Annotated in this window: 15 protein-coding genes; 9 read left to right on the top strand and 6 right to left on the bottom strand. The window is 62.8% G+C overall.

All coding sequences use genetic code 11. The features are described 5' to 3' along the window. The first annotated feature begins 134 nt into the window (after window positions 1-134). Window positions 135-1,574, top strand: coding sequence for a GMC oxidoreductase (locus tag AC1DX0_RS20885; RefSeq protein WP_477218838.1), 1,440 nt, complete (start codon window positions 135-137; stop codon window positions 1,572-1,574). A 42-nt stretch (window positions 1,575-1,616) separates the two neighbouring features. On the opposite strand, the gene AC1DX0_RS20890 is transcribed toward AC1DX0_RS20885, so the two are convergent. Together AC1DX0_RS20890 and AC1DX0_RS20895 are read right to left on the bottom strand one after the other, a co-directional pair. Beyond that, complete coding sequence (locus AC1DX0_RS20890; RefSeq protein WP_477218839.1) at window positions 1,617-2,828, bottom strand: FAD-dependent oxidoreductase; 1,212 nt, start codon at window positions 2,826-2,828, stop codon at window positions 1,617-1,619. 2 nt (window positions 2,829-2,830) lie between these two features. Next, window positions 2,831-2,998, bottom strand: coding sequence for a hypothetical protein (locus AC1DX0_RS20895; protein WP_010912744.1), 168 nt, complete (start codon window positions 2,996-2,998; stop codon window positions 2,831-2,833). Between the two features lie 94 nt (window positions 2,999-3,092). Between AC1DX0_RS20895 and AC1DX0_RS20900 the strand changes: the two genes are divergently transcribed. Further along, complete coding sequence (locus AC1DX0_RS20900) at window positions 3,093-3,590, top strand: MarR family winged helix-turn-helix transcriptional regulator (RefSeq protein ID WP_477356688.1); 498 nt, start codon at window positions 3,093-3,095, stop codon at window positions 3,588-3,590. A 49-nt stretch (window positions 3,591-3,639) separates the two neighbouring features. Here AC1DX0_RS20900 and AC1DX0_RS20905 read toward each other — a convergent pair whose 3' ends face one another. Beyond that, entirely contained in the window at window positions 3,640-4,272 is a 633-nt protein-coding gene (locus AC1DX0_RS20905) for a TetR/AcrR family transcriptional regulator (protein ID WP_477218841.1), read from the bottom strand. Between the two features lie 103 nt (window positions 4,273-4,375). Between AC1DX0_RS20905 and AC1DX0_RS20910 the strand changes: the two genes are divergently transcribed. Next, the gene (locus AC1DX0_RS20910; protein WP_477218842.1) at window positions 4,376-4,780 is read left to right on the top strand and encodes a VOC family protein; all 405 of its coding nucleotides are present in this window, start codon (window positions 4,376-4,378) and stop codon (window positions 4,778-4,780) included. Between the two features lie 80 nt (window positions 4,781-4,860). On the opposite strand, the gene phhA is transcribed toward AC1DX0_RS20910, so the two are convergent. Continuing rightward, window positions 4,861-5,688, bottom strand: a complete 828-nt coding sequence (gene phhA, locus AC1DX0_RS20915) for a phenylalanine 4-monooxygenase (RefSeq protein WP_477356690.1) — start codon at window positions 5,686-5,688, stop codon at window positions 4,861-4,863. Between the two features lie 147 nt (window positions 5,689-5,835). Between phhA and AC1DX0_RS20920 the strand changes: the two genes are divergently transcribed. From AC1DX0_RS20920 to bchE, 3 genes are all read left to right on the top strand, one after another. After that, a complete protein-coding gene (locus tag AC1DX0_RS20920) occupies window positions 5,836-6,312 on the top strand; it encodes an Lrp/AsnC family transcriptional regulator (RefSeq protein WP_027040871.1) in 477 nt (158 codons plus the stop codon). 104 nt (window positions 6,313-6,416) lie between these two features. Further along, a complete protein-coding gene (locus tag AC1DX0_RS20925) occupies window positions 6,417-6,713 on the top strand; it encodes an immunity 53 family protein (RefSeq protein WP_477218844.1) in 297 nt (98 codons plus the stop codon). Window positions 6,714-6,884: 171 nt separating this feature from the next. Beyond that, window positions 6,885-8,450, top strand: coding sequence for a magnesium-protoporphyrin IX monomethyl ester anaerobic oxidative cyclase (gene bchE, locus AC1DX0_RS20930; protein ID WP_477218845.1), 1,566 nt, complete (start codon window positions 6,885-6,887; stop codon window positions 8,448-8,450). A gap of 7 nt (window positions 8,451-8,457) precedes the next feature. Here bchE and argB read toward each other — a convergent pair whose 3' ends face one another. Both argB and AC1DX0_RS20940 read right to left on the bottom strand, forming a co-directional pair. Further along, a complete protein-coding gene (gene argB, locus AC1DX0_RS20935) occupies window positions 8,458-9,351 on the bottom strand; it encodes an acetylglutamate kinase (protein WP_172221310.1) in 894 nt (297 codons plus the stop codon). Window positions 9,352-9,511: 160 nt separating this feature from the next. Next, the gene (locus AC1DX0_RS20940; protein WP_477218846.1) at window positions 9,512-11,011 is read right to left on the bottom strand and encodes an amidase; all 1,500 of its coding nucleotides are present in this window, start codon (window positions 11,009-11,011) and stop codon (window positions 9,512-9,514) included. A gap of 138 nt (window positions 11,012-11,149) precedes the next feature. Here AC1DX0_RS20940 and AC1DX0_RS20945 point away from each other — a divergent pair, with 138 nt between their 5' ends. The 3 genes from AC1DX0_RS20945 to AC1DX0_RS20955 form a co-directional block, all read left to right on the top strand. Beyond that, window positions 11,150-11,689: a sigma-70 family RNA polymerase sigma factor gene (locus AC1DX0_RS20945; protein WP_172221316.1), complete on the top strand. Its 540-nt coding sequence runs from the start codon at window positions 11,150-11,152 to the stop codon at window positions 11,687-11,689. Continuing rightward, the gene (locus AC1DX0_RS20950) at window positions 11,686-12,408 is read left to right on the top strand and encodes an anti-sigma factor (protein ID WP_477219108.1); all 723 of its coding nucleotides are present in this window, start codon (window positions 11,686-11,688) and stop codon (window positions 12,406-12,408) included. The genes AC1DX0_RS20945 and AC1DX0_RS20950 overlap by 4 nt, the downstream gene beginning before the upstream one ends. Before the next feature lie 227 nt (window positions 12,409-12,635). Continuing rightward, window positions 12,636-13,007: fasciclin domain-containing protein (locus tag AC1DX0_RS20955; protein ID WP_477356691.1), on the top strand; the 372-nt coding region annotated here is incomplete at its 3' end.

Here is a 13,007-nt window from a genome sequence, read left to right on the forward strand (position 1 = left end):
GCCCTGTCCCTGTTCCGCAAGCCGCCTGAAGCCGACGCGGCCGATACCGGTCAATCCCGAGCCGGTCAATCACAGGCCGACCCGAATGAGATCGTCGAGGTCAATGGCTGGATCCTGAAGCGGAGCGACCTGGCATGATCTTCGACAGCTATGAGGCGTATCGCGCCGTCGACTTCAAACCCAAAGTCTGCATCCTCGGTTCCGGTCCGGCCGGCACCACCATTGCCCGCAAGCTGGGTGCCGCCGGCATCCCGGTCGTGGTGATGGAGGCCGGCTCGCGGGACTTCAGCGACGAGTCGCAGGATTTCTACCGTGGCACCACGGTCGGCGATTTCTATTTCGACCTCGACATCACCCGGCTGCGGTTCATGGGCGGCAGCTCCAACCACTGGGCCGGCTGGTGCAGGGTGCTCGACAAGCAGGATTTCGAACCGAAGGCCTGGGCACCCGACACTGGCTGGCCGATCCGCCGCGCCGACATCGAGCCCTATCTGCCCGAAGTGCACGATATCCTCGAACTTCCGGATTTCCGCCCGGATGTGCCGGTCTCGGACGACATACGCTGGGTTCAGCTGATCAAGAGCCCGGCTGTGCGCTTCGGCGAGAAATTCGCCGACGAGCTGGACAAGAGCCGCAACATCGCCGTCGTGCTCAACACCTATGCCACCGAGCTTGCCGGCGACGGCAAACGCGTGACCGGCGCCAAACTGTGGTCTAACGGCCAGGATGCCGGCTCGTTCAGCGCCGATTATTTCATCGTCTGCACCGGCGGGCTGGAGAATTCACGGCTGCTGCTGTGGTCGAACCAGCGCTCCAATGGCGGCGTCGTGCCGAACGCCACGGCGCTCGGCCGCTACTGGATGGAACACCCGACCTTCGAGGGCGGCAATGCCATCCTGGCCGATTACGGCGAGTTCGAGGTCGATGCCGTCAACGAGGCCTTCTTCTCGCCGACGCTTGCCGCGATGGAGCGCCTGCAGATCATGAATTTCGGCATCAGGCTGATCGAGACACCCTATGCCGGCGTCAAGCATGTGATTGCCGACCTCGCCTGCACGGCGCCGGACATGGCCGAATGGGTCGCCTATCAGCTTAGCCAGAACCTGCGCTGCGCGGCCCAGCTCTACGTCGCCTGGGAACAGGCGCCGCTGGCCTCCAACCAGATCGAACTGTCGAAGACCGATGTCGACCATGCCGGCGTGCCGCGCATCGAGCTGCACTGGAAGAAATCGGCACTCGAACGCCGCACGCTTGTCGAAGGCCTGAAGCTGTTCGGCACGACACTGATCGAGAAGGATCTCGGCCGTGTCCGTCTCATGGACTGGATCGCCAATGGCGAGGATTATCCGACCAACGAGGAGACCGCTGGCCACCATCACATGGGCGGCACGCGCATGGGCACCGACGTGACCAGGAGCGTGGTGGACGCCAACTGCAAGGTGCACGGCATGGACAATCTCTATGTCGGCGGCTCCTCCGTGTTCTGCACATCCGGTCAAGCCAACCCGACGACGACGATCACCGCGCTGGCCTGCCGGCTGGGGGATCATCTGAGCAAGGTGGTCTCCGTCTGAGCTGTCAGGGATATCCGCGCCTGTGATGGGCGCGGTGGCCGGTCAGATCAGCGGCTTCTCGAGCGGCGCCAGATCGGCACGGTAACGCGTCATGGCGCGGGTCGTGCCGGAGCCGAAGCGGATGAAGAAAGGCAGCGTCAGGTCGCGCAGGAACAGAGCAACGCGGCCCTTCACCTGCTTTTGCGAGCCGATGCGCCGGCTGACCTTGACGATGTGTTCGACGCGGTCCTGGCGCAGCGCCTGAAAGGTCGCGAAAGCCTGCGCCGGCAACGGCGTCGCATCCAGGCACGCGGCCAGCACCACGGCATCCTCAATGGCCATCGACGCACCCTGCCCGGAATGCGGCGAGACGGCGTGCGCGGCATCGCCCAGCAGAACCACCCGGCCAGTGTGCCATTGCGGCAGATGCAGCATGTCGAACACCGGATAGGTGCGCGGGATTTGCGTGATGGTGTCGACGATCTGGCGGATCGTCCTGGGGTCGCCGGCGTGCAACTGGCGAACGGTTGCCGCCAGATGGATGGGATCGGGTCTCGCCAGGGCAGCATCCTCGTCGAGCGGGAAGGACGAGAACCATAGTACCGGCCCGTCACCTGGTTTCATGTAGCCGAAGAAGGCTCTCTTGCCGAACACCATATGCATCAGGCCTTCGGTCGGCTCGACAAAAGGGAGTTCTGCCACGCCGCCGACGCCGGTCAGCCCGGTGTAGACAGGATCCGGGGAGGCCGGAAAACAAAGGCGGCGGACGCGTGACCAGACACCATCGCAGCCGGCCAGCCAGGCGGCATCGACCGTCGTGCCGTTGCCGAAGGCCAGGCGCACAGCCTCCGGCTGCTCTTCGATATTGGCAAGCGCATGGCCAAAACGGATATCGGCGCCAAGCGCCAGCGCCTCGTCCAGCAGCGCGCCAAGCAGGTCCGAGCGCCGCAGCGTGACGCTTTCGGCGCCGGCGACGCGCATCGATTGGCGTTCGTCGAGATGGATGAGACGGCGCCCGGCGGCGTTCATGATCTCGAAGCCAAGTGTTGGAGTGCCCAGCGCGCTGACGCGCTCGGCAAGCCCAAGCGCGCGCAAGGCATTGATGCCGTTGGGCGCCAAAGTGAGGAACGCGCCTTCGCTCAATGCCTCGCGCGACCGTGCCTCGAACAGGCAGACGCCAAACCCTTGCCGGCGCAGCATGACGGCAAGGGCCAGCCCGGCAACGCCGGCGCCAATGATGGCGACCGGCAATGCCGAGGGGATGGTGACGGCCATCGTTACAGGCCGTAGATGGCGATGCGCACCAGCACGGCTGCGGCGGCAAGCGCCACAAGCAGGATGCCGAGGCCGATGGGAGAGCCCCAGCCATACCATTCCATCGCCAGCTTGGCGTATTTGAATTCATCCTCGTGCGAGAGAGGGGTACGTTGTTGAATCAAGCTCATTTTTCACTCCTGGTCCGCGGCTCGCTCTTGCCTTGTCCAAACCGCGGCCGCATATTGCTGTAATGGTCTAAATGTTAGACGGATTGATAGTTAGATGATCGAAATAAATTCGTCAAGCGACAATCGCGACGACATGACGAGGACGATCGGCCTTGCCATCATGCAGTGGCAGGACGCGACGCAGGCCTATGACGAAGCGGTGGGGACGCGGCTYGGGCTGAACATGGCSGAACGCCATTGCATCGGGCTGCTYTATGGCGGCCCGCAATCGGCYGGYGCGRTTGCSACCGCRACYGGSCTGACACCGGCMGCGGTGACGGCGCTGATCGACCGGCTGGARGCGCGCGGCCTGCTSACGCGCACGCGCAGTCTCGAGGACAGGCGCAAGGTGGTGATCGAAGCGACCGAGGCGACACGGGAGCTGTCGGCGCGCTATTACGGCGCCATCGCGCAGGAGGGTGAAAAAGTGATCGCCACCTTCAGCGACGCTGAGCTCGCGACCATATCGCGCTTCGTCAACGCCGCGCTCGACCTGCAGCGCGMCCAGYTKGCGCGGCTGAAGGCCGAGGGGYCGGACAKCCCCGGGCGATAGGGATGCGATGTGTTCGTGGCGCTACTGCAAAYGTCGGCAGRGARCGSGACTATTTCGGCTGGACCCCATAGGCGACRAGAAACGCCTCCACCGAGGCATCCGCGTGCCGTTCAAGTTCGGCCTTGGAKCGCCGGTTGCTTCCMGTGAACATGGCTTCRTTCATSGGRATCCAAAGRAGCATYCCAAAAAAATGGCTGGCTGCCAGATAGGGGTCRCTGGTTTGTATCAGTCCTCGACTGGTGAGCTTTTGAAAGCAGGACGCCATCGAGGCAAGCATGCGCTCAAAACCCTTTTCGTACCAACTGCGGCCAAGCTGCGGCATTCGATCCGCATTGGCGATAATCAAGCGCCGCAGCTTCAACAGCTCTTCATCCATGAGCGTCGTTATCAAACATCGAGCCAGCTGCTGCAGGCCACCCTCCATGAATTTCGACTCGGAAAGCAGCGTCGTCACGGATTCGATGATGTCGTTGGCCTGGGTAGCGGTTGCCAGAACGACCTCGCCGAAAAGCGTCTCCTTGTCGGTGAAATGCTTGTAGACGGTCTGCTTGGAAGCCCTCGCCTTGGTGGCGATTTCTTCCATGCTGGTTCCATCATAACCCTTGCCGATGAACGCCGCCGTGGCCGCCTGGATGATTTCTCGATCCTTGCGTGCTGACCTGGTCTCACCGTCAATTTCCATGGAATCCTCCTGACCAGTACTAGACGGTACCGTTCCCGTATGGTAGCTACGACAACAGTACTAGACTGACTAGTACCAGTCAACGAAAGCAGGGCTTAAGCCGATGAGCAAAATGATCTTCGTCAATCTACCGGTGCGCGATCTGCAGGCAGCGACCAACTTCTATCTCGCGATCGGCGGCACGCTGAATCCGCAGTTCTCGAACGACCAGGCCAGTTCGATCATGTTCTCGGACTCCATTGGGGTCATGTTGCTGACGCACCAGCATTATAGCCAGTTCACAGCGCGGCAGATCGGCGACGCCAAGCGTGACAGCCAGATGCTGATCGCGCTCACCACCGACAGCAAGGACGAGGTCAATGCCGTGATCGAGAAGGGTGTGGCGGCAGGCGGCCGCGCTGATCCCAATCCAGCGCAGGATCTCGGCTTCATGTTCAACCGCCACATTGAGGACCCCGACGGCAACGTCTGGGAGTTCCTGTGGATGAACCCTGCCGCTATGCAATAGCCCAGCGGGACCAAAGCGTCTAAAGCGCGTCGCGTTGAAACGGATTCATGCGACGCGCCTAAACACTGGTGCCGGATTTGCTAGACCGTCGCCGGGTCGAGCGCCGGCTGCCCCTTGCGGCGGGCTACGATCGCCGCAAAGTCGGCCGTCTGGAAGGCATCACGCAAGGCGTCGAAGGACGGCAGCACGAAATARGCGCGCTGGAACTTGTCGATCTCGTARCYGGTGCGCATYACCGTYTCSAGRTCGAASGGSACRTGGTGGGCATCCTTGCTGTCGACGGCGAATTGCAGTTCGGTAAAGGACGACATCAGGCCGGCGCCAAAAGCCTTCAGCGGCTGGCCGGCCTCCTGCATCAGCCCGTATTCGGCTGTGTACCAGTAGAGCCGGGTGATCATCTCGTCGCCGCCGAGCGCGATGATGTCGCCGGCCTTTTTGCCATACATCTGCATGAAATCGGCGAATACCGGCTGCGACAGCACCGGCACGTGGCCGAAGAAATCGTGGAACATGTCCGGCTCGACGATGTAGTCGAGCTCCTGCCTGGTGCGCAGCCAGTTGGTGACCGGGAAGCGGCGGTTGGCGAGATGATCGAAAAAGGGAGCGGCCGGGATGAGGCCCGGCACAGCGACGATCTCCCAGCCGGTCAGTTTGCGCAGCTTGGCGCTGACATCCTCGAAATCGGGAATGCGGTCGAGCAGACCGAGCTTTTCGACGCCGTCGAGGTAGGAATGATGGGCGAGCTTGCGCGTCAGCTTGGTCTGGCGGTCGCACAAAGTGCGCCACACCGCCTGTTCCTCGGCGCTGTAGTCGTAGCCCTGCGCCACGGTGAAATCGGAACGGCAGACCGAATAGTCGCCGCGCAAGCCTTGCGCCGCGCAATCGCGGGCATATTCGGCAACGCTCATTGTCGTCGTGGTTTTCTCCTCACAAATCATCAATGGCTGACGAGCCCGCAGGGTAACCGGATTTGCCGAGGCGATTTGGTTTTGATGATAGCTCACTCGCGGGATTCGAGATAATATTCACTCACAATCGGCACTAGAGGAGTGAAGATGCCTCAATTCGACGATTTCGAGATCAAGATGCTCGATGTGCTGCAACGCGATGGCCGCAAGCCGGTCTCCGAACTGGCGCAGGAGATCGGCCTGTCGACGACACCATGCGCGCGACGCTTCGAGGCACTGCAAGATGCCGGCATCATAAAGGGCTTCGCCGCGGTGATCAGCCGCCGTGCCGTCGGCCTGATGGTCGAGGTGTTCATCCAAGTACGCCTGGTCAGCCACAGCGACGGCTCACCCGAAAGCTTCATTGCCGCGGTGCAGCGCATGGACGAGGTGTCGTCGTGCTGGACGATGACCGGCGACCACGACTTCCTGCTGCATGTCATGGTGCCGTCGGTCGACGAACTTAACGCCTTCGTCATGCACCGGCTGATGCGGCTCGACGGCGTGCGCGACGTCCACACGCAGCTGGTGCTGCAGAACATCAAGGGGCCCGGCCACGTGCCGCTCGCGCATCTCCGGAAGTAACGCCCCTCACCTCCGTACCCCTCAAGAGCGGTTATCTATTTGACAAACGCAGCTACCTCGAGAGCCTTCTTCCCATGCTGTAGGCGGTCCGATAGCTTAGTTGGATGGATGTTCTAGATTGGCTAGCCCGCTGGTATGAAACTCAATGCGATGGGGATTGGGAGCATGGGTTTGGTCCTTCAATCAGTACTATCGATAACCCGGGCTGGTCCTTAAAGATTGACCTTGCAGGAACAGACTGCGACGGGCGAACCCTTGATCCGATCTCGCACAACTACGAGCACGAAACCGACTGGTGGACCTGCTGGACGGAGGGAAACGTGTTTCATGGCGCTGGTGGCCCACTCCACCTTCGTTCGCTTCTTGAAAATTTCCGAGAGTGGGCTACGCGAATTCGCTAGCGCTACCCAGCCGTACCTCAAATCCATGCGGCCTAGCTGCTCTTTGCGACGTGTCGAAGCCCACATGGGCACAGCACCTGAGGAAAAGCTGCACGCAAACTGCTGAAACGGGCCAAGCGCCTGTCCACATCGCCGACCAGCATACGCGGACCAACGCCCAGGAGGTCCGCCATGAAAATCGTCCTCATCAATCCGCCACACACCGCCATCGGCAGCCGCGTGCCGGACGATCACCTGCCGCCGCTTGGCCTGCTGGCGATCGGTGGCCCGCTGATCGATGCCGGCCACCAAGTGCGGCTCGTCGATGCCGAGTTCGGGCCGATGCCGCTCGAGAGCGTCGTGCGCGACGCATTGGATGACTTTCCCGACTTCGTCCTGATCGGCCATTCCGGCTCGACCTCGGCGCACCCGACCGCCTTGCTGATCGCAGGCATGATCAAGCAGCGCGAACCGACGACCATCATCATCTATGGCGGCGTCTTCCCGACCTATCATTGGCGCGACATACTGGCCGCCACCGACGTCTTTGATTTCATCGTGCGGGGCGAGGGCGAAGCGACCGTGGTGGCGCTGGTCGAGGCGCTGGAAATGCACCAGCCGGCGGCAAGCGTGGCCGGCATTGCCTTCCGCGACGACCTGCGGAGGCCCTTCGCCACGCAAGCGGCGATGACGATTGCCGAGCTCGACGCCTACCGCGTCGGCTGGGAGCTGATCGACCACAGCAGATACAGTTATTGGGGCGGCAAGCGCGCCGTGGTCATGCAGTTTTCGCGCGGCTGCCCGCATCTGTGCAATTATTGCGGCCAGCGCGGTTTCTGGACCCGCTGGCGGCATCGCGATCCCAAGAAATTCGCGCAGGAGATTGCCTGGCTGCACCGCGAACACGGCGTCGAGCTGATCAACCTTGCCGATGAGAACCCTACGGTTTCGAAGAAGGCCTGGCGCGCCTTTCTCGACGCGCTGATCGCCGAGAACGTGCCGGTGCTGATCGTCGGCTCGACGCGGGCTGACGACATTGTGCGCGATGCCGACATCCTGCATCTCTACCGCAAGGCGGGCGTCATCCGCTGGCTGCTCGGCATGGAAAACACCGACGAGCAGACGCTGCAACTGATCCGCAAGGGCGGCAGCACCTCATCCGACCGCGAGGCGATACGACTGCTGCGAAAGCACGGCATATTGTCGATGGCGACCTGGGTGGCGGGCTTCGAGGATGAGAGCTTTCGCGACCTGTGGCGCGGCTTTCGTCAACTCCTCGCCTATGACCCCGACCAGATCCAGGCGCTTTACGTCACGCCGCATCGCTGGACGCCGTTCTTCAGGATCGCCCGCGATCGCAAGGTGATCCAGCAAGATGCCCGGCTGTGGGACTACAAGCACCAGGTGTTGCAGATGACCCGGCTGAAGCCGTGGATGCTGTTCTTCAGCGTCAAGCTGATCGAGGTCGCGGTCCAGTCGCGGCCGAAGGCGCTGGCGCGCATCCTGTTCCACAAGGATCCCGAACAGCGACACTCGATGCGCTGGTACACGCAGATGGGCCGCCGCGTCTGGTTCCGCGAGGTCTGGGGGTTTCTGGCCCGCGACATCAGGGTGAAGGACGGGCCGACACTCGCCGAATTCTGGGGCGCGCCGCAGGACGCCGAGGAGGAATCAATGACCGTTCAACGCCCGGCGCGAAAGCCGGAGCTTCCTGTCGTCGCAAATCACGAGCAGCCGGCGAAGCGATTAGCCGGCTGACTGTCGATCAAGGCACGATCAGCGTACCGGCGCCGTGTTCGGTGAAGAGTTCCAGCAGCACCGCATGCGGCGTCTTGCCGTTGAGGATGACGACGCCCTCGACGCCACGCTCGATCGCTTCGATGCAGGTCTCGACCTTGGGGATCATGCCACCTGACACCGTGCCGTCCTTGATCAGCGCCCGGGCCTCCGCCACGGTCAGCTCGTCGATCAGCTTCTTGTTCTTGTCGAGCACACCGGGCACGTCGGTCAGGAACAGCAGGCGTGTTGCCTGGCAAGCGCCGGCAATGGCACCGGCAAACGTGTCGGCGTTGATGTTGTAGGTATGGCCGTCGCGGCCGGGCGCCACCGGCGCCAGCACCGGGATCATCTCGGAGCGGGCCAGAAGATCGAGCAGCGTGCGGTCGACCTCGACCGGCTCGCCGACGAAGCCGAGATCGAGTACGCGCTCGATGTTGGAGTCCGGGTCGATCATGGTCTTGCGGGCCTTTTCGGCGAACACCATGTTGCCGTCCTTGCCGCAAAGGCCAATCGCCCATTCGCCCTCGGCGTTGATCAGCGCGACGATCTCCTTGTTGATCGAGCCGGCCAGCACCATCTCGACGATCTCGACCGTCTTCTGGTCGGTGACGCGCAGGCCGCCTTCGAATTTGGATTCGATGCCCATCTTGGCCAGCATGGCGCCGATCTGCGGGCCGCCGCCATGGACGACGATCGGGTTGACGCCGGATTGCTTGAGCAACGCGATGTCACGGGCAAAGGCCTTGCCGAGCTCGAGGTCGCCCATGGCGTGGCCGCCATACTTCACCACGACGGTCTTGTGCTCGTAACGCTGCATGTAGGGCAGCGCCCGCGAAAGCAGAGCGGCCTGCATTTCGGCGGTGGCGGTTATCTCCGTCATCGGCATGGTTCCCTGGCTTTTGATTTTATGCATGTCGTTGCCCCAAAACCGCTGGGCACTTTTGGGCGACATGCATGAGGTAAAGACGGCGGCGTCTTAGCGGGAATTGCAGCAGGGGGCAAATGGCATTGCTGTCATATTCGAACGGCTCACGGTGTCGTCATCGTGTCGGCACCATCAGCGGCGCCCTGCGGCCGAGCCAACCCGAGATCTTCTCCATCTGCGCGGCGAAGGACAAAAGCGTCTCCTCATCGCCCGGACGGCCGGCGGCCTGTATGCCGAGCGGCAGGCCGGCCTCGGTGACATGGACTGGCAGCGCGATCGACGGCTGGCCGCTGACATTGTGGATCGCCGGCCAGTGGGTGAACAAAAGGCTCTTGTCCATCAGCTGGCCGAACAGCGGCTTCAGCTTCAGCAAGGGCGTCAGGTGAAGCTTGTCGAGCAGGTTTTCGATCAGCTCATCGGCGCCTTGCGGATCCATGGCGCCGCAGGCGAGCGGCGGGTGGGCGATGATCGGCATCAGCACGGCGTCATACTGCGCGGTTTCCTCGATCATCCGCCGCGAGGCGACATGCAGCCGCTGCACGGCGGCGTAAATCTCGCCGGCCGAGACCATTTCGCCCAACCGGCCCAACACCCGCGTGGCGCGCTCGACATCACCGGTAACAGAACGGCCAACGCGCAGCGCTTCCGCCCGCAGCGTTCCAGCGACGGCGGAAGCAACCGTCCGGCAGAAGTCGGCCATGAAATCGCGGCCGATGAAGGGCAAGTCGATGTCCTCGACCGTGTGGCCGCCCTCTCGCGCAAGCGCCACCGCCGTATCCAGCGCTTTCATTGTTTCGGCCGAGATCGGCAGGCCAAGCGGCGACTTGCGGTAGACGGCCAGCCGGAGCTTGCCGGGATCGCGCGCGGCCGCGGCGGCGAACGTACCCTTCGGCGGCGGCGCGGCATAGGGCGACAGCGGATCGGGACCGTGGGTGAGGTCGAGCAGTAGTGCACAATCGCGCACCGAGCGGGTGACGGCATGGTCGACCACCATGCCGTACCAGCTTTCGCTGACCAGCGGCGTCAGCGGGATGCGCCCGCGCGAGGTTTTGAGGCCGACAAGCCCCGTGCAGGCGGACGGCACGCGGATCGAGCCGCCGCCATCCGAGGCATGCGCCACCGGCACGACGCCGGCGGCGACTAGGGCTGCCGAACCGCCCGACGAGCCGCCGCTGGTGTGGCTGGTGTTCCAGGGATTGCGGGTGATGCCGAAGGCCTTCGATTCGGTCATCAGCCGCAGCCCGTGTTCCGGCGATGTCGAGGTGACGATCGGGATTAGCCCGGCGGCGAGGTAGCGCTCGGTCATCACCGAATTGACGTCGGGCACCGAGGCGGGAATGCGGCTGCCACCATGCGACGGCACGCCCTTGATGGCGATGCCCAGATCCTTGATGGCAAAGGGCACGCCGGCCAGCGGCAGCGAGCGATCGATGGTCTTGGCCCGGGTGCGCGCGGCCTCGTAGAGCGGTTCGGCCGTAGCGTTGATTTCAGGCCGCGTGGCCTCGGCGCGCGCGATCGCCGCTTCGGTCAGTTCGACCGCGGACAACTCGCCCTTGCGCACAAGACCGGCGAGGCCGGTTGCGTCTTCTTCCCACAGGATCCGTTCGACCGACATCTGCGCTCTCCCACTCCCGCCAAGCTAGCCAGCGGCGATTCCCTTGGCAATCGAAGCCTGCACCCGGAGGCCGGAACTTTAGGTGCATGGAATATTTCCGGCGTTGCAAATACAGCATAATCGCCTAGTTTGACCCGCATGACGCCGCAGGACATCACCAAGCTGATCGTCCGGACTTCGATGAAGGATCGGGCCGCTTTCGATCTGCTGTACCGGCAGACGAGYGCGAAACTTTTCGGCGTGTGCCTTCGTGTATTGAACGACCGGGGAGATGCGGAAGAAGCGTTGCAGGAAGTCTTCGTCAAGATATGGACGAAGGCGGATCGTTTTGCTGTTTCCGATCTGAGCCCGATCTCCTGGCTGGTGGCAATCGCGCGCAATCATGCGATCGATCGCATCAGGGCGCGGCGCAAGCCGGCCGCCGATATCGATGCCGCGCTCGACGTGGCCGATCCGGCACCGGGACCTGAAGCGATGGTGGTGGCGGGCGACGAATCCGAACGCATCCATCATTGCCTTGAAGAATTGGAAAAGGACCGGGCGGCGGCCGTCCGGGGCGCTTATCTCAAGGGCGAAAGTTATGCCGAACTGGCGGAGCGCCACGGCGTGCCGTTGAACACGATGCGTACCTGGCTGCGCCGCAGCCTGATGAAACTCAGAGAATGTCTGGAAAGATGACACTGGCAGAGGACAATGGACCGGAACGTGGGGGCGACGACATGTTCGCCGCCGAATACGTTCTTGGCGTTCTGCCGGTGGAAGAGCGGCAGATCGCGTCCAGGCGCATCGATTCCGAAACCGATTTCGCGCGGCTTGTCGATGGCTGGGAGGTTCACCTCTCGCCGTTGGCCGCCGCCTATCCGGAAATCGAGCCGCCGGCTTCGGTGAAGCCAGCGATCGATCGCCGGCTGTTTGCATCGACCGTGGCCACTTCAACCGAGGCACGCGCCGGCCTGTGGTCCAGCCTCGCCTTCTGGCGMGGTCTTGCCGCGGCGGCGGTTGCCGCGCTGGCGATCTACATTGCGATCCCTTACGTCAACCCACCGGTCGCGCAGCCGCAGGCACGCCTCGTCGCCTCGCTGGCAGCCGATGGCAGCGACGTCAAATATCTCGCCGTCTACGACGCCGCGCATCACGAGGTCGGGCTGTCGCATGTCTCCGGTGAGCGTGCCGCCGGCAAGGACTTCGAGCTGTGGATGATCGAGGGCAAGAACCCACCGGTCTCGATGGGCGTCATTCCGGTCGGGTCGACGGCGCATATCGTCGTCTCACCCGCCGCCCAGCAGAAGCTTGCCCAGGGTGCGGTGCTGGCCGTCAGTCTGGAGCCCGCCGGCGGTTCGCCGACGGGGCAGCCAACCGGACCCGTGGTGGCCGCAGGCGACCTGAAGAGCATCTGATCGGATTCTTCCCACCGCGAAGCCTGTTGCCAGAATAATTTCAATTTATCTTATGTGATGCGCGTCTAAAGAGGCACGTAATCCGGCAAACTGTTGCGTGGGATAAATCTCTTCGCTCGTACGATTAAATTAAAAATCCAAAAATATTCTGAAACTCACGCGTTTGTGTTCCGTATCTCCTCGCGTCCCCAAAAATGGGAAGAGAAAACCCGAGGAGTTTGAACATCATGCGTAAATTCGCCACCCTTTTGCTCGCCGGTACGATTGCCGTTTCCGTGCTCGCCACCGCTGCCTATGCCGAAAACCCGATGGTCGGCGGCGCCGCCATGTTTGCCGACAAGAACATCGTCGAGAATGCCGTCAATTCGAAGGACCACACGACRCTGGTCGCCGCCGTCAAGGCCGCCGGCCTGGTCGAGACSCTGCAGRGCGCCGGTCCGTTCACCGTCTTCGCRCCGACCAACGAGGCCTTCGCCGCACTGCCGGCCGGCACGGTCGACACGCTGCTCAAGCCCGAGAACAAGGACAAGCTCGTCAAGATCCTGACCTGCCATGTCATCGGCGCCAAGGCGATGGCGGCTGATGTGGCCGCGATGGTC

The organism is Mesorhizobium sp. P3_A9 (assembly GCF_056402975.1).

Coding starts and splice junctions, on each gene's coding strand:
- AC1DX0_RS20940 (WP_477218846.1), bottom strand. CDS start 11,011: ATGTCGGTCGAACGGATCCTGTGGGAAGAAGACGCAACCGGCCTCGCC.
- AC1DX0_RS20925 (WP_477218844.1), top strand. CDS start 6,417: ATGGATGTTCTAGATTGGCTAGCCCGCTGGTATGAAACTCAATGCGAT.
- AC1DX0_RS20910 (WP_477218842.1), top strand. CDS start 4,376: ATGAGCAAAATGATCTTCGTCAATCTACCGGTGCGCGATCTGCAGGCA.
- AC1DX0_RS20895 (WP_010912744.1), bottom strand. CDS start 2,998: ATGAGCTTGATTCAACAACGTACCCCTCTCTCGCACGAGGATGAATTC.
- AC1DX0_RS20920 (WP_027040871.1), top strand. CDS start 5,836: ATGCCTCAATTCGACGATTTCGAGATCAAGATGCTCGATGTGCTGCAA.
- AC1DX0_RS20890 (WP_477218839.1), bottom strand. CDS start 2,828: ATGGCCGTCACCATCCCCTCGGCATTGCCGGTCGCCATCATTGGCGCC.
- AC1DX0_RS20885 (WP_477218838.1), top strand. CDS start 135: ATGATCTTCGACAGCTATGAGGCGTATCGCGCCGTCGACTTCAAACCC.
- argB (WP_172221310.1), bottom strand. CDS start 9,351: ATGACGGAGATAACCGCCACCGCCGAAATGCAGGCCGCTCTGCTTTCG.
- bchE (WP_477218845.1), top strand. CDS start 6,885: ATGAAAATCGTCCTCATCAATCCGCCACACACCGCCATCGGCAGCCGC.